At 42.1% G+C, this 23,721-nt stretch carries 23 protein-coding genes; 11 read left to right on the top strand and 12 right to left on the bottom strand.

Features of this window, described 5'->3' with window-relative positions:
• Positions 1-19: 19 nt before the first annotated feature.
• Positions 20-820: an alpha/beta hydrolase gene (locus L3V25_RS11770; RefSeq protein ID WP_237295541.1), complete on the bottom strand. Its 801-nt coding sequence runs from the start codon at positions 818-820 to the stop codon at positions 20-22.
• 186 nt (positions 821-1,006) lie between these two features.
• Between L3V25_RS11770 and L3V25_RS11765 the strand changes: the two genes are divergently transcribed.
• Positions 1,007-1,423: a VOC family protein gene (locus tag L3V25_RS11765; RefSeq protein ID WP_027696116.1), complete on the top strand. Its 417-nt coding sequence runs from the start codon at positions 1,007-1,009 to the stop codon at positions 1,421-1,423.
• A 102-nt stretch (positions 1,424-1,525) separates the two neighbouring features.
• On the opposite strand, the gene pyrF is transcribed toward L3V25_RS11765, so the two are convergent.
• The 7 genes from pyrF to aroA all read right to left on the bottom strand — a co-directional run bounded on the left by pyrF (position 1,526) and on the right by aroA (position 8,318).
• Complete coding sequence (pyrF, locus tag L3V25_RS11760) at positions 1,526-2,224, bottom strand: orotidine-5'-phosphate decarboxylase (protein ID WP_237295539.1); 699 nt, start codon at positions 2,222-2,224, stop codon at positions 1,526-1,528.
• 63 nt (positions 2,225-2,287) lie between these two features.
• Positions 2,288-3,457 carry a lipopolysaccharide assembly protein LapB gene (gene lapB / locus L3V25_RS11755; protein WP_144387402.1) on the bottom strand — a complete coding sequence of 390 codons (1,170 nt, stop codon included), beginning with the start codon at positions 3,455-3,457 and terminating at the stop codon, positions 2,288-2,290.
• Positions 3,458-3,469: 12 nt separating this feature from the next.
• Positions 3,470-3,760, bottom strand: a complete 291-nt coding sequence (locus tag L3V25_RS11750; RefSeq protein WP_027696119.1) for a lipopolysaccharide assembly protein LapA domain-containing protein — start codon at positions 3,758-3,760, stop codon at positions 3,470-3,472.
• Positions 3,761-3,961: 201 nt separating this feature from the next.
• Positions 3,962-4,264 (bottom strand): integration host factor subunit beta, encoded by a 303-nt coding sequence (ihfB, locus tag L3V25_RS11745; protein ID WP_346656333.1) that lies wholly within the window; start codon positions 4,262-4,264, stop codon positions 3,962-3,964.
• 59 nt (positions 4,265-4,323) lie between these two features.
• Positions 4,324-5,994, bottom strand: a complete 1,671-nt coding sequence (rpsA, locus tag L3V25_RS11740) for a 30S ribosomal protein S1 (RefSeq protein WP_027696121.1) — start codon at positions 5,992-5,994, stop codon at positions 4,324-4,326.
• Positions 5,995-6,139: 145 nt separating this feature from the next.
• Positions 6,140-6,820 (bottom strand): (d)CMP kinase, encoded by a 681-nt coding sequence (gene cmk / locus L3V25_RS11735; protein WP_237295536.1) that lies wholly within the window; start codon positions 6,818-6,820, stop codon positions 6,140-6,142.
• A gap of 205 nt (positions 6,821-7,025) precedes the next feature.
• Positions 7,026-8,318 carry a 3-phosphoshikimate 1-carboxyvinyltransferase gene (aroA, locus tag L3V25_RS11730; RefSeq protein WP_237295534.1) on the bottom strand — a complete coding sequence of 431 codons (1,293 nt, stop codon included), beginning with the start codon at positions 8,316-8,318 and terminating at the stop codon, positions 7,026-7,028.
• Between the two features lie 121 nt (positions 8,319-8,439).
• Between aroA and aat the strand changes: the two genes are divergently transcribed.
• The 3 genes from aat to infA all read left to right on the top strand — a co-directional run bounded on the left by aat (position 8,440) and on the right by infA (position 10,184).
• Positions 8,440-9,150, top strand: a complete 711-nt coding sequence (gene aat, locus L3V25_RS11725; RefSeq protein WP_237295533.1) for a leucyl/phenylalanyl-tRNA--protein transferase — start codon at positions 8,440-8,442, stop codon at positions 9,148-9,150.
• Positions 9,151-9,154: 4 nt separating this feature from the next.
• Positions 9,155-9,847, top strand: coding sequence for an arginyltransferase (locus tag L3V25_RS11720; RefSeq protein ID WP_237295531.1), 693 nt, complete (start codon positions 9,155-9,157; stop codon positions 9,845-9,847).
• A 118-nt stretch (positions 9,848-9,965) separates the two neighbouring features.
• A complete protein-coding gene (gene infA / locus L3V25_RS11715) occupies positions 9,966-10,184 on the top strand; it encodes a translation initiation factor IF-1 (protein ID WP_001040192.1) in 219 nt (72 codons plus the stop codon).
• Between the two features lie 191 nt (positions 10,185-10,375).
• Here the strand turns inward: infA and clpA are convergent, their stop codons facing one another.
• Both clpA and clpS read right to left on the bottom strand, forming a co-directional pair.
• Entirely contained in the window at positions 10,376-12,643 is a 2,268-nt protein-coding gene (gene clpA / locus L3V25_RS11710) for an ATP-dependent Clp protease ATP-binding subunit ClpA (RefSeq protein WP_237295529.1), read from the bottom strand.
• 85 nt (positions 12,644-12,728) lie between these two features.
• Entirely contained in the window at positions 12,729-13,049 is a 321-nt protein-coding gene (gene clpS, locus L3V25_RS11705) for an ATP-dependent Clp protease adapter ClpS (protein ID WP_027696127.1), read from the bottom strand.
• A gap of 352 nt (positions 13,050-13,401) precedes the next feature.
• Between clpS and cspD the strand changes: the two genes are divergently transcribed.
• A complete protein-coding gene (gene cspD / locus L3V25_RS11700) occupies positions 13,402-13,623 on the top strand; it encodes a cold shock domain-containing protein CspD (protein ID WP_089122766.1) in 222 nt (73 codons plus the stop codon).
• A 253-nt stretch (positions 13,624-13,876) separates the two neighbouring features.
• Here cspD and L3V25_RS11695 read toward each other — a convergent pair whose 3' ends face one another.
• Complete coding sequence (locus L3V25_RS11695) at positions 13,877-16,108, bottom strand: NADP-dependent isocitrate dehydrogenase (RefSeq protein ID WP_237295966.1); 2,232 nt, start codon at positions 16,106-16,108, stop codon at positions 13,877-13,879.
• A gap of 397 nt (positions 16,109-16,505) precedes the next feature.
• On the opposite strand from L3V25_RS11695, the gene L3V25_RS11690 reads away from it, so the two are divergent.
• The 6 genes from L3V25_RS11690 (at position 16,506) to xthA (ending at position 22,962) form a co-directional block, all read left to right on the top strand.
• A complete protein-coding gene (locus L3V25_RS11690) occupies positions 16,506-17,204 on the top strand; it encodes an rRNA large subunit pseudouridine synthase E (protein ID WP_237295528.1) in 699 nt (232 codons plus the stop codon).
• A gap of 102 nt (positions 17,205-17,306) precedes the next feature.
• The gene (gene mnmA, locus L3V25_RS11685; RefSeq protein ID WP_237295526.1) at positions 17,307-18,449 is read left to right on the top strand and encodes a tRNA 2-thiouridine(34) synthase MnmA; all 1,143 of its coding nucleotides are present in this window, start codon (positions 17,307-17,309) and stop codon (positions 18,447-18,449) included.
• Positions 18,450-18,541: 92 nt separating this feature from the next.
• The gene (gene hflD, locus L3V25_RS11680; RefSeq protein ID WP_237295525.1) at positions 18,542-19,159 is read left to right on the top strand and encodes a high frequency lysogenization protein HflD; all 618 of its coding nucleotides are present in this window, start codon (positions 18,542-18,544) and stop codon (positions 19,157-19,159) included.
• Positions 19,160-19,240: 81 nt separating this feature from the next.
• Complete coding sequence (gene purB / locus L3V25_RS11675) at positions 19,241-20,614, top strand: adenylosuccinate lyase (RefSeq protein WP_237295524.1); 1,374 nt, start codon at positions 19,241-19,243, stop codon at positions 20,612-20,614.
• A gap of 224 nt (positions 20,615-20,838) precedes the next feature.
• The gene (locus tag L3V25_RS11670) at positions 20,839-21,999 is read left to right on the top strand and encodes a cupin domain-containing protein (RefSeq protein ID WP_237295522.1); all 1,161 of its coding nucleotides are present in this window, start codon (positions 20,839-20,841) and stop codon (positions 21,997-21,999) included.
• A 156-nt stretch (positions 22,000-22,155) separates the two neighbouring features.
• On the top strand, positions 22,156-22,962 hold the full coding sequence (gene xthA / locus L3V25_RS11665; protein ID WP_237295521.1) for an exodeoxyribonuclease III: 807 nt from the start codon (positions 22,156-22,158) through the stop codon (positions 22,960-22,962).
• An 81-nt stretch (positions 22,963-23,043) separates the two neighbouring features.
• On the opposite strand, the gene L3V25_RS11660 is transcribed toward xthA, so the two are convergent.
• Positions 23,044-23,721 carry an ABC transporter permease gene (locus L3V25_RS11660; protein WP_237295519.1) on the bottom strand — a complete coding sequence of 226 codons (678 nt, stop codon included), beginning with the start codon at positions 23,719-23,721 and terminating at the stop codon, positions 23,044-23,046.

Raw genomic sequence — 23,721 nt, 5'->3', positions numbered from 1 at the left:
GTTAGTCAAACTTACCGGTTTAAGCTTGACTGTTTTGTTGAATAAAAGCTAAAGAGTGTTGATTAAACTCTACCGGTTTTTCGACATTACAAACATGCCCACAACCTGGGATCTCAAGTAAGCGGCTAAATTTATGCTGCTTTACCATCTCTTTCACTGGGCGGATAAACATGTAGTCCATCTCTCCCATCAGATACAAAGTTGGGATCGGGAGCTCACGATCTCTGAAATAACGCATCATAGGGTTAACATCAACCGATAGCTTAAACCAGCGTTTAAACTCTTTCTGACAAAGTTTTTTGGCTTCTCGGATAAATAAATGACGGGATTCTTTTTGTCCGCGCTGCGGCATAATAATGTAAGCAAATAACTTATATAGCCACATATAAGGAATAATATTTTTGCTCCAATAACCGACCTTAACCAAAAGTTGAGAGCGGATATCAAGCCGTGTCACTGCCCCACCAAGCACCATGCTTTGAACTTTCTCTGGAGCCATTTCAGCTAGATTTCGAACTAAGATCGTCCCTAAAGACATCCCAATAAAATGCGCTTTTTCAATATTGAGATGCTCTAACACATTCAGAATATCCGTCGTCACATCTTGGAATGAGTAGTGCTTTGAAATGATGTTCTTCAATAATTGATTTGAACGCCCATGCCCTCTTAAATCAATCAAGAGTAAATTGTAATGCTGACGGTAGTCTTTGATTTGTTTGAACCATAGAGACGAGCTGCCGCCAGCACCATGAACGAATACAACCCATTCTTGGCTAGTTGGATGCAAATATGTTTTATGAAACAAAAGCTCTTTTGTCATAATAAAAATACTACGTCTTATGGTTAAAATTTATCTGCCGATTATACCACACCAAACCCTTGCTCTGCGTTTTTTTACTAAGGTCTATTATGTGAGTTTATGTTGCAAAAAACACTTTACCTCATGTTAGCTTGAGGTTTTATCTTAGTCTTAAATTAATTCAAGCCATCAATCAAAGGAATATGTATGTACTTAGAACATGTCAATTTAGTCGTTAGTGATGTTCCCGCCATGATTCACTTTTATCAAACTGCGTTTCCTCATTGGACGATCCGCAGCGAAGGTGATGATGAGTGGCATGGAAAACCAAGACACTGGTTACATCTAGGCGATGATTATCAATATCTCGCCATCAGTAATCATGGTGAAGGGCAAAACCGAGATCTCGATGGTTACCAGGTAGGGTTAGCACACTTTGCTTATTCGGTAGATAACATAGATAGCATAGTAGAAAGGTTAGTCAGTAACGGATACCAAATAGCGAAACCCGGAGCAGAAAACCCATTTAGGAAAAACGTCTACTTCGTTGACCCTGCAGGGTTTGAAGTTGAGTTTGTTGAATACCTAACCGATATTCCAAGTGAGCGAAATAACGATTTATAAACCGACCAAAAAGCCAGTGTCAAAATGAGCACTGGCTTTTGTGTCTTATACCCAAGTCACTTCAAGATGCGAAAATGAGGTATTTACGTGAACGAATACCGCTTACGCGTTCAAAGAAGCGTTGATATCAATTAACACTTGGTTTGGCTCTTCTGCTTGAGTAATCGGACGGCCGATAACCAAGTAATCCGAACCGGCGGTCATTGCTTCAGCTGGCGTCATGATGCGACGCTGATCGCCTGCTGCACTACCTACTGGGCGGATGCCTGGAGTCACCAATTTAAACTCTTGGCCTAGTTCAGCTTTTAAAATCGATGATTCATGAGCTGAGCATACCACGCCATCTAAACCACTTTGTTGAGTGAGCTTAGCAAGACGTTTCACTTGCTCTTGCGGAGCCACATCCAGCCCAATACCCGCGAGATCCGATTGTTCCATACTGGTTAGTACTGTTACCCCAATCAATAACGGGCGATCTTTACCATAAGGTTCAAGGATTTCACGTGATGCCGACATCATACGCTCACCACCACTGGCGTGAACATTGACCATCCAAACGCCCATTTCTGCCGCCGCTTTAACCGCTTTCGAACAAGTATTCGGAATATCATGGAATTTAAGGTCTAGAAAGACTGAGAAGCCACGTTTGTGTAATTCACGAACAAAGTCAGGGCCAAATAGAGTAAACATTTCTTTGCCGACTTTTAAGCGACATTGGGTAGGATCAATATTATCCACGAAAGCTAATGCATCATTTTGATTTTCATAATCTAAGGCAACAATCACTTTTGGGTCTAACATTGGTTTTCCTCTCAATAAATTAAAACGGATCTTAGCAGTTTTTGTGTTCAAAAAAGGTATCGATTACTCACCATCTAAACCACGTATCGGCTTAATGGTTCCCCACCCTTTACATGATGGGCAGTGCCAGTAAATAGAATGGGTAGCAAAGCCACACTGACGACACTGGTAATGAGGCTTAGCTTTCATTTGCACCCCTACCATCTCTTGTAAGGTCGTCAAACTGTCTTTCGCTCGGCCTTCTTCAGCTTCGGCAATATGGTAATCAATCAGGCGATAGAACCCTTTCATCGTTGGGTTCTTTATTAATTGTTGGGTTAACAAGGTTTGCGCGGCGGCAATACCTTCATGCTGGGCGACCATTTGAGCGAGCATTAACTCGGCAGATACCCCTGCTTTCTTAGCGATGCACTTTTTCAAGAACTCTAGCATTCCTGACTCTTGGCCGATTTGGTAATAGCAATCGGCTAAGGTTGGAAGAATTTCAGAAATATAATCGATGTCTTGCTCAATAACCTGCTCTAAGCATTGAATGGTTTGCTTATAGTTATCCGACTCAAGATAAATATTACCCAATGCGATATTGGCGCGAACACATTTAGGGTCTTCCGTTAGCGCACGCTTAAAGTAGAGAACCGCTTTTGATGTGTTGGTTAAACTCAATTCATGCATGGCGATTTCACACCAATAATGCGCAATGTCACGGCGCATTTTCTTACGCCCCATTGCGACTAAGTCGTCGCCATATTTGATGGCTTTATTCCATTCGCGAGTTTGCTGATAGATGGTGACAAGTTGCTGAAGGGCTTGTTCTCTATGTTCCGGCTCTTCAATCAATTGTTCAAAAATTTTCTCTGCACGATCAAAAAAGCCCGACACCATGTAATCTTTCGCTAACTGTTGCAGAGCAAGATTTTTTTGGTCAACCGTAAGACCTTCACGAGAAATTAAGTTTTGGTGTATGCGAATAGCACGATCTACCTCGCCACGCGAGCGAAACAGGTTACCCAAAGCTAAGTGAGTATCAATCGTTTCATCATCAACTTGAAGTAGTTCGATAAAGTGGTCAACGGCTTTATCTGATTGTTCAGACAATAGGAGGTTTAGACCTCTGACATATTGCCTAGAGATCTGATGTGATTGTTCTTGCTTATCATGTCGAGCACTACGATTACCCATATACCAGCCATAAGCAGCGGCGATGGGCAATAGTAGAAAGAGTAGCTCTAGCATTAACGAATAAACCTAGCCTTTAATTTCAGGGAGCTGCTCTGATGGCTTTGCAGAAGATGCCTGTGCTTTATTCAGTTGTTTGCGTAAACGAAGCACGGTGAGTTTTGATTTCAAATATAAGCTACCAAAAATCAACCAGGCAATCGCAAAAGCAACCACAAAAACAATGCCGAGTAACAAAGAGAGCGGCAGTTCGTTTTGAGCAATGAGATAATTAAATGTCACTGTTTCTTGATTCTGTGCGCCTAACGCTAAAGCAATCAGAAAAAGTGCGATAACCAATATGATTTTTATAATTTTCATAATTACCACCTTTCCATACAGCGAAACGATTCTTTGATTATGCAGTAAATTTGCCTGACACTCCATTGCCAATTAATTGAAAGATGGAAATATTCTTAATTAAATTGTCAATCGTTTGAATTTTACCCATAAAAAAACGGCAATCTCACGAATGCCGCTTTCTTTAAATTCTAATCATGTAACGTCATAACATGGCATCACTTACGCAATGCTGCTATTTACACGCTCACGTAGTTCTTTCCCTGGTTTAAAGTGAGGAACGTATTTACCTTCCAATTCCACTTTTTCACCTGATTTAGGGTTACGACCAATACGTGGTTCACGATAATGTAGAGAAAAACTGCCGAAACCACGAATTTCAATACGATCGCCCTCTTCCAACTTAGAAGCCATATGTTCAAGGATATCTTTTACGGCATCCTCTACTTCTTTTGCTGATAAATGGGTTTGCTGAGCACAAAGTCTTTCAATTAATTCTGACTTAGTCATAGGTGATTCCCTCACTTTTCTCTTTCTTATCGAAAAAAGGGAGCCCTTTCAGGCCCCCTTCTATAGGCAAAAAATTATTCGCCTTTAGCAGCCTTGAATGCGTCAGCCATAGCATTACCAAACGCAGCTTCATCAGCTTTGTTTAGAGTAGCCATTGCTTCTTGCTCTTCAGCTTCATCTTTAGCTTTGATAGATAGGTTGATTACGCGATTCTTACGGTCTACACCAGTAAATTTCGCTTCAACGCTGTCACCAACACTGAATACTAGAGATGCGTCTTCGATACGGTCACGTGCTGCTTCAGAAGCACGGATGTAACCTTCAACACCTTCTTGTAATTCAATTGTAGCACCTTTCGCGTCAACTGCAGTTACAGTACCGTTTACAAGAGTACCTTTCTTGTTGTCAGCAACGTAGCTGTTGAACGGGTCGTTTTCCATTTGCTTAACGCCAAGAGAAATACGCTCACGATCAGCGTCTACTGCTAGAACAACTGCAGAGATTTCGTCGCCTTTCTTGTAGTCACGAACCGCTTCTTCACCTTGAGCATTCCAAGAAATGTCAGATAGGTGAACTAGACCGTCGATACCACCGTCAAGACCGATGAAGATACCAAAGTCAGTGATAGACTTGATCTTACCAGTAACTTTGTCGCCTTTAGCTTGCGCTTCAGCGAAAGTCTGCCAAGGGTTAGCTTTACATTGTTTTAGGCCTAGAGAGATACGACGACGTTCTTCGTCGATATCAAGAACCATAACTTCAACTTCATCACCAACGTTAACAACTTTAGATGGGTGGATGTTTTTGTTAGTCCAATCCATTTCTGAAACGTGTACTAGACCTTCAACGCCTTCTTCGATTTCTACGAAGCAGCCGTAATCAGTTAGGTTAGTTACACGACCAGTTAGTTTGTGACCTTCTGGGTAACGCTTAGCGATTGCTACCCATGGATCTTCGCCAAGTTGCTTAAGACCTAGAGAAACACGAGTGCGCTCACGGTCAAACTTAAGAACTTTAACTAGGATTTCGTCACCAACGTTTACGATCTCAGATGGGTGCTTAACACGCTTCCAAGCCATATCTGTGATGTGAAGTAGGCCGTCTACACCGCCAAGGTCAACGAATGCACCGTAGTCAGTAAGGTTCTTAACGATACCTTTAACTTCAGTACCTTCTTGTAGAGTTTCAAGAAGTTCGTCACGCTCAACACTGTTTTCTGATTCGATAACAGCACGACGAGAAACAACAACGTTGTTACGTTTCTGATCAAGCTTGATTACTTTGAACTCTAGCTCTTTGTTTTCTAGGTGAGCAGTGTCACGAATTGGACGTACGTCTACTAGAGAACCAGGTAAGAATGCACGGATACCGTTTAGTTCAACAGTGAAACCGCCTTTAACTTTACCGTTGATGATACCAACAACAGTTTCAGCTTCTTCACATGCTTTCTCAAGTACGATCCAAGCTTCGTGGCGCTTAGCTTTCTCACGAGAAAGTTGAGTTTCACCGAAGCCATCTTCTACCGCGTCAAGTGCTACATCTACTTCAGCACCAACTTCAACTTCAAGTTCGCCAGCAGCGTTCTTGAATTGTTCAGCTGGAATAGCAGATTCAGATTTTAGGCCTGCGTCAACAAGAACGAAACCGTTCTCGATTGCAACAACAGTACCTTTAACAATAGTACCTGGGCGGAATTCTAGTTCGTTTAGCGACTCTTCAAAGAGTTGAGCAAAAGATTCAGTCATTATATATGATCTTCAATTAATTAAACGTCCATGGGTATCCTACCGCATGGGGTTGATAAATTAGCCAGTCATCATCCTTGCGACCGACAGTCCTTATCACTAAATAGCGATGTTTTTAAAAACCAGAAGCCCTAAAAACAAACACTTACTTAGTGAGTTTAGATTCTATAAATTTTAGCGCGACTTCTACCACTTCATCAATAGAAAGTGATGTAGAATCAATCACTAATGCGTCATCAGCAGGACGTAAAGGAGCGACAGCACGGTTGCGGTCACGATCGTCACGTTCCTGAATATCGCATAAAAGTTGGTCGAATTTACCACTTAAACCCTTTAGTTGCAACTGGTTCAAGCGACGTTGTGCCCTTTCTTCAGCACTTGCATCCAAGAAAATTTTCGCTTCTGCAGTCGGGAAAACAACCGTTCCCATATCTCGACCATCGGCCACTAAGCCAGGTTCCGCACTAAATGCGCGTTGGCGGCGCAGTAATGCTTCACGCACTCTAGGTAAAGAAGCAACTTTTGAGGCAGCAGTGCCCGTTTCTTCTTTACGTAATTCTTTCGATACGTCTTCACCCTCTAAAATGACTCGCACCAAGTCACCTTCCGCAATAAATTGCACATCAAGGTGATTTGCTAGTGGTACTAGTGCATCTTCTGATTCTGTATCCACACCATGATGAATAGCGGCTAGAGCCAATACACGATAGATTGCGCCTGAATCAAGTAGATGATAATTCAACTTATCCGCAAGCATCATACACAAGGTACCTTTACCTGCGCCGCTTGGTCCATCTACGGTGATAACCGGGCTTTGAGATGACATACATTTTCTCCGGGATCTATGTGAGCAAGCTATGCTCAAGAAACATGACGGTTTTTAAGCGCAAAATTATAGCGAAATTAGCCCGCCTATGCATGGATTATTAGTCAATATATCCAATAATAGTCAAAGCAACTGAAATTTTATCCCAACACAAAAAAGCCCCACGCTAAGTGAGGCTGAATAAATATTCTACTTATGTTTAATTTTAGACCAACTGGCTTAATTCGCTAAACTTTGTAAAGTAATTAGGGAAAGTCTTTGAGGTGCAGTTTGGATCGTTAATCGTCACTGCCGTATCACTTAGTGCCACAAGTGAAAAGCACATTGCCATACGATGATCATCATAAGTATCTATCGCGGCATGCTTTAGCTGCGTTGGAGGTGTAATGGTAATGTAGTCATGACCTTCTTCTACTTCTGCGCCAACTTTTCTTAATTCCGTTGCCATCGCAGATAAACGGTCAGTTTCTTTTACCCGCCAATTATATACGTTACGAATCGAGGTAGTGCCTTTGGCGAATAACGCCGCCGTTGCAATAGTCATCGCCGCATCTGGAATATGGTTAAAATCCATATCGATCGCATTCAATTGCCCTTTTCGGCAAAGAACATAATCCTCGCCCCACTCAATTTCTGCGCCCATTTTTTCCAGTGCGTCTGCAAATTGGATATCACCTTGAATGCTGTTTTTACCAATACCGGTTACTTTAATTTCTCCACCTTTAATTGCAGCAGCGGCGAGAAAGTAAGAAGCCGAAGATGCATCACCTTCAACCAAGAATTGACCTGGGCTTTGATAAGTTTGGCCTGCAAGAATGGTAAATGTTTGGTAATTATCATTGATAACATTAACGCCAAACTTAGCCATGATGTCTAAGGTAATATCAATATATGGCTTAGAAACTAATTCACCTTCAATGTGAATAGTGATATCACCCTCAGCAAGCGGTGCAGACATGAGGAAAGCGGTTAGAAATTGGCTTGAAATAGAACCATCAATTGTCACCGAGCCAGACTTCAACCCTGTGCCGGTTATTTTGATTGGTGGGTAATTTTCATTTTCTAAATACTCAATCGATGCTCCGGCTTGCTGTAACGCATCAACTAAATGACCAATCGGACGCTCTTTCATCCGTGGCTCACCGGTTAATACAAACTCCCCTTTTCCTAGGCACAATGCGGCTGCGAGAGGTCGCATTGCTGTACCAGCATTACCGAGAAATAATTCAAGAGAAGTAGAAGCGTCTATATCAAAAGTACCACCAATACCTTGCACTTCGCACACGGTTTTATCTTCTGACAATTGGAATGCGACGCCTAGTTTGGTCAGAGCGTTCAACATGTGTCTAATATCATCACTATCTAAAAGATTAGTTAAGCGCGTCGTGCCAGTCGCCAAAGCGGCCAATAATAAAGCCCGGTTTGAAACACTTTTTGACCCCGGAAGGTTAATTTCACCGGAGATTTTCGAGATAGGTTGAAGAGTAAGGCTTTCCATTGGTTTTCATATTCCTTGCTATAAGCTATTAATGCATTTGAGATTAACGAAAAACAAGATTTAGTGCTAGTGCAAATCTTGCTATCATCTCAAGAGTTGATTAATAAATAGAATACTTGCCGTGACTATCTACTTACCTTGCTTAGATGACTATAAAGAAACGTTTCCTGATGTAGAGTCTGCACTCACTGAGCCGGATGGATTGTTAGCTTTCGGCGGCGATCTCAGTCCAGAGAGAATTATCAGCGCATATAAACATGGCATATTTCCTTGGTTTTCAGAGCAAGACCCCATTCTGTGGTGGAGCCCTTCTACTAGAGCAGTGATCAAACCTAATCAATTTTCTCCCTCTAAAAGCCTAAGAAAGCATCTTCGTCGCAATCATTTAACCGTCACTTTAAACCAAGCGACCGAACAAGTAATTACACTGTGTGCCAGCACTCGCCCTATCGAAGAAACCTGGATCACTCAAGAGATGATTAATGCTTATATTGCATTAGCCAAATTAGGTCATTGTCATTCTGTTGAAGTTTGGCGCGATGACACTCTGATTGGCGGCTTATATGGCATTAAATTAGGCCAACTATTTTGTGGTGAATCGATGTTTTCACTTGAAAGCAATGCATCTAAAGTTGCCTTCTGGTATCTATGTGATCACTTTGCTCATGTTGGAGGTCAACTGATCGACTGCCAAATCATGAATCCTCACTTAGAAAAGTTGGGGGTCAACGAAGTCCCACGTTCTGACTTCATATCACTAATGAAGCAATTACAGAGTAAGCCAATCAATAGCGACTTTACGCCATGTACACTTAAGCTCACCGAAGGATAAACGGATGGAATCAAACCAAATCAAAATCGGCCTAACTCCTTCTAGCCAATGTAGCTATTTAGAAAATCAGCAAGAGCGTGTCGCGGTTATTTTAGATGAGGAGTTACATACTCCTAGTCAATATGAAGTCTTTCTTGCTAATGGCTTTCGTCGCAGTGGTAATATGATCTATCGACCTCATTGCGATGCTTGTCAGGCTTGCCAGCCCATTCGAGTCTCAATTCCAGATATTAAATATTCAAAGAGTCAGCGACGATTACTGAATAAAGCTGATCAACTTTCATGGCAGTTAAAGCCACAACTAGATGATAATTGGTTTGATTTATATGAGCGGTATATTGAAGTGAGACACCAAAATGGCAGCATGTACCCTGCCAATAAAGACGTTTTTGAAAGCTTTATTCTCGCAGATTGGATGCAGCCTCAATTCTTACATGTTTATGAGAACGATACACTCATCGCAGTAGCGGTAACAGACTGCCTACCTAGCTCTCTAAGTGCATTTTATACCTTTTATGAACCTGAACACCCATTATCACTAGGCACTCTGTGTGTACTATTACAATTAAAGCAATGTGAAAAAATGCATAAACAATGGCTTTATTTGGGTTATCAAATTGATGATTGCCCGGCGATGAATTACAAAGTTCGCTTTCAACGTCATCAAAAGCTAGTAAATCAGCGTTGGCAAGGGTAGAATACGCAACAACTTTAAACTCCTGCATATATTTATTCATTGTTGGAGCATTATTACCCCTAAATTGACTGCTCAATCTAGCGGTTAAGAATAAGCCAAATTTCGGTAAGAGGATTAAATGGCAAAAGAAGACGTAATCGAGATGCAAGGCACTGTCCTTGACACATTACCAAACACTATGTTCCGCGTAGAATTAGAAAATGGTCACGTAGTAACGGCACACATTTCTGGCAAGATGCGTAAAAACTACATCCGTATCCTAACGGGTGATAAAGTGACTGTAGAAATGACTCCATACGATTTATCTAAAGGCCGTATCGTCTTCCGCGCACGTTAATCAATTAAATGTTTAAATGGCTATAACGTCCATTTAAATCTAATTTCAAAACCGAGGCTTAGGCTTCGGTTTTTTTATGCCTTCAATTCCCCTATCCTCTATCAAGGCTGGAAGCACAAAAAAGCCCCTACCTTTTCAGGTAAGAGCTTTCAACGTGACTCATAGGTTCAAGCAGTCATCTCTATACGAGATTAATGAACGGCTTCTTCTTGATTTAAGTAAGTGAATTCCAGTTCTTCACCATTACGATTGAGCGCTACTTTTACTGTTCCGCCATCAACCAAAGATCCAAACAACAATTCATTTGCCAGTGGTTTTTTCAATTTGTCTTGAATGACACGCCCCATAGGTCTTGCACCCATGGTTTTATCGTAGCCTTTTTTGGCTAACCAATGACGAGCTTCTTCTGACACTTCCATTGAAACACCGCGGCCATCAAGTTGTGCTTGTAATTCAACAATGAACTTATCCACCACCTGATGAATCATCTCTTCACTTAAGCTATTAAACCAAATGATATTATCCAAACGGTTTCTAAACTCTGGCGTAAAGACTTTCTTGATTTCAGCCATCGCATCATGGCTATTATCTTGCTGAATCAAGCCCATAGATTGTTTCTCAGTCTCTTGAACACCCGCATTGGTTGTCATTACCAAGATAACATTTCTGAAATCAGCCTTACGACCATTGTTATCGGTCAGTGTACCGTTATCCATTACTTGCAATAACAAGTTGAAGATATCGCCATGCGCTTTTTCAATTTCATCAAGTAGGACAACTGAATGAGGATGTTTAATCACCGCATCCGTCAACAAGCCACCTTGGTCATAACCCACATAACCCGGAGGCGCACCGATCAAACGGCTAACAGAATGACGCTCACCGTATTCCGACATATCAAAGCGTAGTAGTTCAACACCTAGTAGCTTAGATAATTGCACCGTCACTTCTGTTTTACCTACCCCTGTTGGGCCTGCAAACAAGAATGAACCAACCGGTTTATTATCGTGGCCTAAACCAGCGCGAGTTAACTTAATCGCTTCACATAACACTTCAATCGCAGGATCTTGTCCAAATACCAATAGCTTGAGTCGGCTATCTAGGCGTGACAGTACTTCTTTGTCTGAAGAAGAAACTGATTTTTCTGGGATCCGAGCAATCTTAGCTACGATAGCTTCAATATCAGCAACATTGACGGTTTTCTTACGTTTACTCACAGGTGCTAGTCGGCAATGTGCGCCCGCTTCATCAATAACATCGATTGCCTTATCTGGCAGATGACGTTCATTAATATATTTAGCAGAAAGCTCCACTGCAGCACGTAACGCTTTATTGCTAAAACGAACCTGATGATGCTCTTCATATTTGCTCTTAAGGCCGATAAGAATTTTCGTCGTATCGTCAATGGAAGGCTCTAAAATATCAATTTTTTGGAAACGTCGAGCCAACGCGCGCTCTTTCTCAAAAATGCTGCTGTATTCTTGGTAAGTCGTTGAACCAATACAGCGCAATTTACCGTTACTTAGTAATGGTTTAATTAGGTTCGCTGCATCTACCTGCCCACCAGAAGCTGCTCCTGCGCCGATAATGGTATGAATTTCATCAATAAAGAGAATAGTATCTTTCTCTTTTTCCAATTGCTTCAAAATAGTCTTAAAGCGTTTTTCAAAGTCACCGCGATATTTAGTGCCGGCTAATAACGAACCAATATCCAGTGAGTAAATGACACTGTCTTTAATCACATCGGGTACGTTACCTTCAACAATACGCCACGCTAAGCCTTCTGCTATTGCCGTTTTACCAACACCCGCTTCACCGACGAGTAATGGGTTATTCTTACGACGGCGACATAACACTTGAATTGTACGCTCAAGTTCAACATCACGACCAATCAGAGGATCGATTTGTCCTTTTTTGGCAACTTCATTCAGGTTTGTAGCAAAGCTATCTAGACGCTCTTCAGAACTATTCTCTTGCGGCTGGTCTCCGGTGATATCACTTTGACTACCATCAACGTCATCACCTGATTTACGAATGCCATGCGAAATAAAATTAACGATATCAAGTCGGCTGACATCATTTTTCTTTAGAAGATAGGCGGCGTGTGATTCTTGTTCACTAAAGATGGCAACAAGTACGTTGGCACCTGCGACTTCACTACGACCAGAAGATTGAACATGGAATACCGCACGTTGCAGTACTCGTTGAAAGCTTAATGTAGGCTGAGTTTCACGCTCTTCATCAGCGGTTGGGATCAAAGGGGTCGTTTGCTCAATAAACGCATCGAGTTCTTGACGTAATGTATCGATATCTGCTTGGCAAGCCGATAGAGCCTCATGAGCTGAATCATTATCAAGCAGCGCTAATAAAAGGTGCTCAACAGTCATAAACTCATGACGTTTCTCTCTGGCACGCATAAATGCGCTATTCAAGCTCATTTCCAGTTCTTTATTTAGCATAGCTACCTCCCCAAAGAACAATTACTATGTTCATATCCAGCTAAAGCCTAAGTCATCTAGGTGATACCAATCAGAATAAAAGGCACTACACCTGTTCCATAGTACATAACAAGGGATGTTCATTTTCACGAGCATACATAGTGACTTGCATCACTTTTGTTTCAGCAACTTCAGCCGTAAATGTGCCGCAACTTGCTTTTCCCTCAAAATGCACTTTTAACATTACTTGGGTCGCACTCTCCAAATCCATAGAGAAAAAGCGACTTAGTATTTCAATTACAAAATCCATCGGCGTGTAATCATCATTATTAAGTATCACATGATACATCGCCGGTGGCTTCAATTTGGTCTTCTCATCTTCCAGAAGATCGATATCTGGTGAAGTCCATTGGTATTGCTTATTCATGTTTAATTCTACTTTATGACCAACATTGATAGAAAACAAACCTATCAACCTGCCTTCTTATTTAGAGACTAATCCACCAATTGTATCCCTGCAAATAAAAGATTGCTATTCCGTTACACTCGCAGCCTAACAGCTTAAAAAGAAAGCAATCTACCCCTAAGCTATCATTAAACGATGTAAATGAGAAAACACAGTGTTAAGTAAAAGTTAAACTTATATCGCTATTTTTGTTATTCAACCGATAATTATCACCAACAGCTATTGACTGTTAGCCATGATTGTCTAAATTGTGTTCTGAGAATGGTTAAAAAACTAACCGTTATATCGTTAAAAAGCATGAGGGATGTAAAGCATGGCTACAGGTACCGTTAAATGGTTTAACAATGCCAAAGGATTTGGTTTCATTTGTCCAGAAGGAGAAGAAGGTGATATTTTCGCTCACTACTCGACAATTCAAATGGATGGGTATAGAACGTTAAAAGCAGGACAACAAGTATCCTACGAAGTTGAAAAAGGCCCTAAAGGCTCTCATGCTAGTCTTGTCATGCCATTAGATGGCGACCAAAGTAAATAACCCAATTACAGATAACTAGGTAACACACCTTTCTATAGACTTTTCTGTTATCTATATACAAGTACGAAGAGTATCTAAAGCCATACAAATGATCTTACCTATTTGTATGGCTTTTGTGTGTCACTCACTCCCCGCTCGATATCTCAAATACTAGGCAAAAGTAAGTAGCTGAATTAACCCTACTGCATCTACTAACAAGCGTAAAAAAGCGCCCATATAGAGCGCTTTATCGTTTATTTAATGCTACTTCAATTTAGCGTAAAGCATTCAGCAGTTGGTTTAGTGTCTCACTTGGACGCATCAATGCCGCGACTTTGTCTTCATCAAATGAGTAGTAACCACCTAGGTCGCCTGCAACGCCTTGCGCCTGATTTAACTCAGTTACAATCTGCTGCTCTTTTTCAGCAAGCTCAGCTGCGATTGGTGCAAACTGTTGAGCAAGCTCAGCATCTTTTGACTGTTCAGCCAATGCTTTCGCCCAGTATGCTGCTAAGTAGAAATGGCTACCACGGTTATCAATCTCACCCACTTTACGAGATGGTGATTTGTTCTCATCTAAGAATTGACCTGTTGCTTTATCTAACGTCTCAGCCAGTACCTTTGCTTTAGGGTTATTGGCAACGGTACTTAGATGCTCAAGAGAAGCGGCTAGAGCAAGGAACTCACCTAAAGAATCCCAACGTAAGTGGTTTTCTTTTTCAACTTGTTGAACGTGCTTAGGAGCCGAACCACCCGCACCCGTTTCAAATAAACCACCACCATTCATAAGAGGAACAATTGACAGCATTTTGGCTGACGTACCTAGCTCAAGAATTGGGAATAAATCTGTTAGGTAGTCACGTAGTACGTTACCAGTTACCGAAATGGTATCTAGACCATCTTTGATACGAACCAGCGAGTAATTAGTTGCCGATACTGGATCTAAAATCTTAATTTCAAGACCGTCAGTGTCATGTTGTGGCAAGTAAGCATTAACCTTTTTAATCAACTCAGCATCATGAGCACGGTTCTCATCTAGCCAGAATACCGCTGGTACACCAGCATCACGTGCGCGAGTGACGGCCAGTTTTACCCAATCTTGAATTGGAGCATCTTTAACCTGACACATACGGAATAAGTCACCTTCTTGAACATCTTGTTCAAGTAGAACCGTATCGTTTTCATCAATCACACGTACAACGCCCGCTTTTTTCGCTACGAAAGTTTTATCATGTGAACCGTATTCTTCTGCTTTCTGTGCCATCAAACCTACGTTTGGCACACTACCCATTGTGGTTGGATCAAACGCACCATTCTCTTTACAGAAATCGATAACCGCTTGATAAACACCTGCGTATGAACGATCTGGGATCATTGCTTTGGTATCTTGTAGCTGACCATCGCTGTTCCACATTTTACCTGAAGAACGCAGCATTGCTGGCATTGATGCATCGACAATCACATCACTTGGTACATGCAAGTTAGTAATACCACGATCAGAATCTACCATCGCCAATGAAGGACGAGTGGCATAAACCGCGTCTAATGCTTGTTCAATTTCTTGTTTTTGATCAGCAGGTAGGTTTTCAATCTTGCTATATACATCGCCAATGCCGTTATTCACATCAACGCCTAACTCTTCAAACAAGTTACCATATTTAGCGAATACATCTTTATAGAACACTTTAACTGCATAGCCGAAGATAACAGGATCTGAAACCTTCATCATGGTCGCTTTTAAGTGTAGAGATAATAGGATCCCTTGCTCTTTAGCATCATCAATTTGCTTTTCAAAGAACTCAACCAAAGCCGCTTTATTAAGTACAGCTGCATCAATAATTTCTTTGTCTTGCAGAGCAAATGGCGCTTTTAGTACTTCAACTGAACCACCAGCATCTACATGCTCAATACGTACATTGCGTGCACCATCAATAGTGACCGATTTTTCGCTACCGTAGAAATCTTTCTCAGACATGCTTGCAACATGTGATGCTGAATTTGCATCCCACGCGCCCATTGAATGTGGGTTTTTCTTCGCATAATTCTTAACAGAAAGTGGCGCACGACGGTCAGAGTTGCCTTCACGTAAAACTGGGTTTACTGCACTACCCTTAATCTTATCGTAAGTTTCTTTAATGGCGCGCTCTTCGTCTGTTTTTGGCTCATCAGGATAGTTAGGTAATGCGTATCCTTTGGCTTGAAGCTCTTTAATCGCTGCGCGTAATTGAGGAATAGAAGCAGAAATATTTGGCAGTTTAATGATGTTTGCATCTGGTGTATTCGCCAGGTCACCTAGCTCAGAAAGCGCATCACCAATTCGTTGTTCTTCTGTTAGGTATTCAGGAAAGTTCGCAATAATACGACCCGCTAATGAAATGTCACGAGTGTCTACATTGATACCTGAAGAAGCGGTATAAGCACGAATGATTGGCAATAGTGAGTAAGTTGCCAGCGCGGGTGCTTCATCAGTAATAGTGTAAATAATAGTTGGCTGCTTATTTTTCATTTGATCTGTGGTAGGCATTGAATTTCCCTATATATTTCGAACAGCCTTAATAGATGAGATTGGCTGTGTGGCTCAAGAAAACGGTCAGATCATTCGACCTTTCTCTATGTTGGTAGATAATAGATGTTAGCTATACCAGATAATTTTTAGCACAGCTGCCTTGGTTCACTTATACCCTTTCAAAGTCACGTCAAAATCATTTAACGATAACTTGATGATAGGGATATTATTTAACATTCCATCCGAACTCTCTTGGGTAAGAAATTCGAGAATGAATTAAACAAATTCAAGTTAATGGTCTATTATCTTCTTCTTTTAGCGGCACCATACTAGATCAATTCTAAAGTTATTAAAACTTAGCCTCTTAATTTGTTTACATTTTTGCAAGGTAGTTAACATGTCGAGTTCAAACTCTCCCTCTAAAAAGCCCCAGTCGAGTCATAAGTTTCAAACAGATCCGACCAAACCAAGAGGAAGAAAAGGCAGCTCAGCGCATCGTTTTACCAAGCGCCCTAAACCCAAAAACACTCACAATTCACCGCGTGTGACCGCAGAAAACCGTATCGTCCTTTTGTTTAACAAGCCATACGATACGCTTAGCCAATTCACTGACGGTGAGAAGCGTAAAACTCTAGCCGACTATATTGATGTAAAAGATGTGTATGCCGCTGGCAGACTAGACCGGGACAGCGAAGGTCTGATGGTGCTAACGAACGATGGCATTCTGCAAGCTAAAATCACTCAGCCGACATCCAAAGCACCAAAAACGTATTGGGTGCAAGTTGATGGAGCACCTTCTGAAGACGATCTAGAACAACTACGCCGTGGTGTTGAGCTCAAGGATGGCATGACACTACCCGCCAAAGTGGAAATTATGCCCGAGCCTGAAATATGGCCTCGCAATCCCCCAGTTCGCTTTCGCGCTAACATCCCAACAACTTGGCTAGCAATTACTATTATTGAAGGTCGCAATCGACAAGTCAGACGCATGACGGCTCATATTGGTTTTCCAACATTAAGGCTGATTCGTTACTCAATTGGTGACTGGTCTTTAGGTGATTTACAGCCTGGTAATTACAAAGTTATTAAAGTTTAAGCAAACAGTACAGTATGCGTTATTTCTCCCCCTCTCGGATCTGTCACCAGTGATAACTTTCTGTTAGAATTCGGGCTAGATTAATTTTGTGGTATTCATTGCATGTCAGATAACAGCCAAAAGCTAGAAAATGCTAATAAAAAAGTAATCGTCGGAATGTCCGGCGGTGTCGATTCTTCCGTTTCAGCTTACTTGCTCCAGCAGCAAGGGTATCAAGTTGAAGGTCTTTTCATGAAAAACTGGGAAGAAGATGATAACGAAGAATATTGCACAGCAGCAGAAGATCTTGCTGATGCGCAGGCTGTGTGTGACAAGCTAGGCATTGAACTGCATACCATCAACTTTGCATCCGAATACTGGGACAATGTTTTTGAATATTTCTTAGCGGAATACAAAGCAGGCCGTACGCCAAACCCCGATATTCTGTGTAACAAAGAAATCAAGTTTAAAGCTTTCTTAGAATTTGCTGATGAAGTGCTTGATGCGGATTATATCGCAATGGGTCACTACGTTCGTCGTACCTTCCCTACCGCAGAACAAATCGAAGCGGGTGAATTACCGCAAATGCTTCGTGGTTTAGATAGCAATAAAGATCAAAGCTATTTCTTATACACGCTAAGTCATGAACAAGTGGCTAAGAGTTTATTCCCTGTCGGTGATTTAGAAAAACCAGAAGTTCGCCGCATTGCGGAAGAGCAAGATTTGATCACTGCGAAGAAAAAAGATTCAACCGGTATTTGTTTTATCGGTGAGCGTAAATTTACCGATTTCTTATCGCGCTATTTACCGGCTCAACCGGGTAAAATCGAAACACCAGAAGGCAAAGTGATCGGCGAACACCAAGGCTTGATGTACCACACCCTAGGTCAACGTAAAGGCTTACACATTGGTGGCCAAAAAGGCGGCGGTGGTAATGAAGACCCATGGTATGTCGCTGAAAAAGATCTTAAGCGAAATGTGCTTATCGCAGTACAAGGTGGCGATCATCCGCTGCTGAAATCTACGGGTTTAATTGCTTCGCAGTTGCATTGGGTTGATCGTCAAACGATTACTGAGCCTTTACACTGCACAGTCAAAACTCGTTATCGCCAACAAGATATCCCATGCACGATTGAGCCTATCGACGAAAACAATATCAAAGTAGTTTTCGATGAGCCTCAAGTAGCCGTGACTCCGGGGCAATCGGCAGTATTCTACTCGCAAGATGTCTGCCTAGGCGGCGGTATTATTGAAGCGAGAATCTAATCGATTATTAACATTTAAAGGGCTCTTCGTGGCCCTTTCGTTTATAGTAAACAGCATCAATTTAATTAAGTTTGTTTTTAGGAGAAGTTAACGTGGCAAACACTCTTTATGACCGTACCATCGCTTTTGCTGGCATCTGCCAAGCGGTTGCACTTGTTCAACAGGTCGCGCGAAACGGGCATTGTGATTCTGCGGCTCTTGAAACAACGTTAAAAACCATCGTCAATATGAACCCGCGTAATACGCTCGATGTCTTTGGTGATGAATCAAACCTTAAGCTTGGGCTTGAAACCTTAATTAACGGCATAGATGGTTCTCCAACTGGCAGCGAAGCAACCCGCTATATCATTAGCATTATGTCATTAGAGCGCAAACTCAACGCTCGCCCAGATTCTATGTCTCAACTCGGTGATCGTTTGACTACCATCGAACGCCAAACTGAACATTATGACTTGCTAGAAGATCAAATGATCAGCAACCTTGCCAGTGTTTATCTCGATGTGATTAGCCCTGTTGGCCCGCGCATCCAAGTTTCTGGCACACCAGCCGTATTACAACAAACCACTAACCAACACAAAGTTCGCGCCCTACTATTAGCAGGCGTGCGTTGTGCGGTGCTATGGCGTCAGGTTGGTGGTAAACGTCGCCATTTATTGTTTGGTCGTAAGAAGATGCTTGAACAAGCTAAAATCTTACTTGCACGCGCCTAGTAACACGCACCTAATAATAAGCGACATGCAAAACCTATTTATCCCATTTCAATCTAACTCAATTTAATTCAGGAGATACACATGGAACTGTCAGCATTGACTGCTGTTTCACCGGTAGACGGCCGCTACGGAAGTAAAACGATTGCGTTACGCAGCATCTTCAGCGAGTACGGCCTACTAAAGTACCGTACTATCGTTGAAATTCGTTGGTTACAGAAGCTTGCAGAGACGGCTGCAATTGCAGAAGTACCTGCATTCAGTGACGAAGCGAACCAATACCTTAACGAGATTGCGGCGAACTTCAGCGAAGATGATGCCAACCGCATCAAAACGATTGAACGTACTACCAACCACGATGTAAAAGCGGTTGAGTATTTCCTAAAAGAAAAAGTAGAAGCACTACCTGAATTGCACGCAGTAAGCGAATTCATCCACTTTGCTTGTACTTCTGAAGATATCAACAACACATCTCACGCCCTTATGCTTAAGGAAGCACGTGATGAAGTTGTACTTCCTGCAATCCGTGAAATCATTGATGCGATTAAAGGCTTAGCGATTGAATATCGTGACATCCCGCTTTTATCTCGTACTCACGGCCAGCCTGCTTCACCTTCAACTATGGGTAAAGAAATGGCAAACGTGGCGTACCGTATGGAACGTCAATACAAGCAAATCGCTAATGTTGAGATTCTTGCGAAAATCAATGGCGCTGTTGGTAACTACAACGCTCACATCTCTGCTTACCCTGAGCTAGATTGGCATACATTCAGTGAAGAGTTCATCACCAAGTCACTTGGCGTAGATTGGAACCCGTACACAACTCAAATCGAACCGCATGACTACATTGCAGAATTGTTCGATGCGATTGCGCGTTTCAACACCATTTTAATCGACTTCGATCGTGACATTTGGGGCTACATTGCACTAGGCCACTTTAAGCAAAAAACTATTGCGGGCGAAATTGGTTCTTCAACCATGCCGCATAAAGTAAACCCTATCGACTTTGAAAACTCGGAAGGTAACTTAGGTTTAGCCAATGCTATCTTTGGTCATCTTGCACAAAAACTGCCTATTTCTCGCTGGCAGCGTGACCTAACTGACTCAACGGTTCTTCGTAACCTAGGTGTTGGTTGTGGTTATGCAATGATCGCTTATTCTTCAGTGATGCGCGGTATCAGTAAGCTTGAAGTTAACCAAGCAGCACTAGAAGCGGAACTAGACAAAAACTGGGAAGTATTGGCTGAACCAGTACAAACAGTTATGCGTCGTTACGGCATCGAAAAACCATACGAGAAACTAAAAGAGTTAACTCGTGGTAAGCGTGTAGATGGCGAAGGCATGCGTGCATTTATTGATGGTCTTGAAATCCCAGCGGATGAAAAAGAACGTCTAAAACAAATGACACCAGCTAACTACATCGGTGATGCGGTTAAATTGACGGATTTGTTGAAATAGATGATCCGTAACTCGGGCGCTTTGCTGCTCGTGTCTCGTGTCTCGTGTCTCGTGTCTCGTGTCTCGAAGATTATGAGTAACACCTTGCATAACTTAAAGGGTTAGCTTCGGCTGACCCTTTTCTTTTGCTAGCCATTCTCCCCTATCCACTGCATTTCCCTTTAATCTGTGCTTTCTGTTACACTCTGCGCCCTGTTTCGTTTCAACCCAACTGTAGGCACCTCATGTATCAACTTTCTTTTTCTCTAGAAGAATTCTTAGCCGAGTATTGGCAAAAAAAACCAACCATCATTAAAGGTGGCCTATTTACCGGTTCTCCAGAAAATGGCTTCGTCGATCCCCTGACTCCTGACGAGCTAGCCGGACTTTCTATGGAAGAAGTCATTGATTCACGTTTTGTCTCGAACAAAGACAAACAATGGGGCGCTGAACATGGTCCGTTTGGTGAAGATAAATTCGCTCAACTACCAGAAAGCCATTGGTCTTTGATCGTACAAGCGGCAAACCATTGGCACCCAGAAGCAGCGCAATTAGTTGAACCATTCAAAGCGATGCCGGGTTGGTTATTTGATGACTTGATGATTAGCTTTGCCGTCGAAAATGGCGGCGTAGGTCCACATATCGATCAATATGATGTATTCATCTGTCAGGGCCTAGGCAAGCGTCATTGGCGTGTCGGCGCGAAGGATGAAGGTCAATATGAAGAAGTGATCCAAGCGCAAGCTCTACGTCAAATCAAAGGTTTTGATGCGATTATTGATGACGTACTCGAACCAGGCGACATCTTATATATTCCGCCGGGATTCCCACACGATGGCTATGCACTAGAGCCATCAATGAGCTACTCTGTTGGCTTCCGTTCACCAAAAGAACAAGAGCTATTAAGCAACTTTGCTGATTACATTTTGGCGCACGATATTGGTGATGTTCACTTACACAACCCAGAGCAAAAAACGCAATCGGGTTCTGGTATGATCCAAACGACCGATACGCAATTACTCACGGGTATGTTGAAAAAAGCCTTTGAAGATCCCGCTAGAATTGAAGATTTCTTAGGTTGCATGTTGAGTCAATCGCGTCATCAGCTAAACATCATCGTACCGGAGGAGCCTCTCACTATGGATGATATGATGCAGTACATCCAAACGGAACAACCGTTATATAAAGTCGCTGGCCTACGTGCGAACTATCATGAGACCAACCCAAATACTTTATTCATCAATGGTGAAGTATTTGAGCTTGAAGCTGGCTTAGAGCCTTTAGCTAACATCTTATGTGACCATGATGATATCGAAGCACAAACACTGTCATCTCTGACTAGCATCCCTGCGGCAATCACTCTATTAACTGAGTTGGTTAATAAAGGTTACTGGTTCTACGAATAACGTTTTTGTTAGCACTGATATCTCTAAAACCAAATAACTAGTGCCTAACAAATCATCATCTAAGTGGCGACTCTGATTATTCTCAGTGTCGCCACTTTTACTTTTAGAGCTAAGCCATTAAGATGGCACAAACTCAAATAAGGAAAGTGAATTCCAATGAAAGTGATCTCATTTAATATAAACGGCCTACGCGCGCGTCTTCATCAACTACAAGCCATTATCGATAAGCATCAGCCAGATGTAATTGGCCTACAAGAAATCAAAGTACATGATGAAGCTTTCCCACTTGCAGACGTAGAAGCCATGGGATACCACGTTTACTTCCATGGTCAAAAAGCCCATTACGGCGTTGCCATGTTGTGTAAGCAAGAACCTATCTCGGTACAAAAAGGCTTTTCAACTGATACTGAAGAACATCAAAAGCGCATGATCATGGCGACGTTTGAAGATGAAAGTGGCCAGAAAACGACGGTGATGAATGGTTACTTCCCACAAGGTGACAACATTAGCCATGAAACCAAATTCCCATACAAACGCCAGTTTTATAAAGATCTTATGACGCACCTGAACACTCATCACAACAGCGATGAGCAGGTCATCGTGATGGGAGATATTAATATTAGCCCGATTGATTTAGATATCGGCATCGGCGAACCAAACGCAAAACGCTGGCTAAAAACCGGTAAATGCTCATTCCAACCAGAAGAACGTCAATGGTTAAAAACACTGCTTGATTGGGGCTTTGAGGATACCTTCCGTAATCTTCACCCTACTGTCGATAATCAGTTCTCGTGGTTTGACTACCGCTCCCGTGGCTTTGATGATAATCGTGGTCTACGTATTGATGTGATTTTAGCGACGCCATCTCTTGCGGCTAAATGTATTGATGCCGGCATTGATTACGAATTACGTGGTATTGAGAAACCTTCCGATCACGCGCCTATTTGGTCTGAATTCAAATAATCTCACACAAATCTACGCACAAAATAAAACGCCGTTAGTTCTCCACTAACGGCGTTTATTTTATCGCAATACAGTGACTCGTTAACTTAATGGTCTTGCATAAGCCAATAATCGTTTTTCCGTTACCTTAAACGCGTAGATAATCGACATACTTAAAATCATGTAGAAAATACCGGCAGTAAAGAACGCTTCAAATGGTGCGTAAGTACGTGAGTTCACCAAACGTGCCACGCCTGTAATATCCATTACCGTGACGATACCTGCCACCGCAGAGCCATGCAGCATAAAGATCACTTCATTACTATAAGCAGGTAGTGCTCGACGCAATGCGCTTGGCAAAATAATGCGGCGATATATCTTCCATGTAGACATACCGTAAGCTTTCCCCGCTTCAATTTCGCCTTTATCAAGCCCTTTAATTGCGCCAGCAAAAATCTCTGAGGTGTATGCTCCGGTGTTCAGCACAAAAGCAACTAGCGCACAAAACCAAGCATGCTCCCATAAGGTATCTCGCACTTGCATAAACTGGTTGCTACCGTAGTAGATCAAGTACAGCTGAACAAGTAACGGCGTACCTCGGAAAAAGTAGCTGTAACACCATACCGGAAAGTTAATAAAATAATTTTTGCTTGTTCGAGCAATACCGGCAGGAATCGCAATCACTAGCCCAATAATTAATGCTAAACCGACCAACCAAAACGTGGTCCATAAGCCTTCAAAATATAAAGGCAAGCTGTCAATGATGACTGAAAAATCCAT

This window comes from Vibrio sp. CK2-1, from assembly GCF_021726515.1.
Taxonomy (GTDB): domain Bacteria; phylum Pseudomonadota; class Gammaproteobacteria; order Enterobacterales; family Vibrionaceae; genus Vibrio.
The sequence above is the reverse complement of the archived record's forward strand: the minus strand, read 5'-3'. Positions and strand labels throughout refer to the sequence as shown.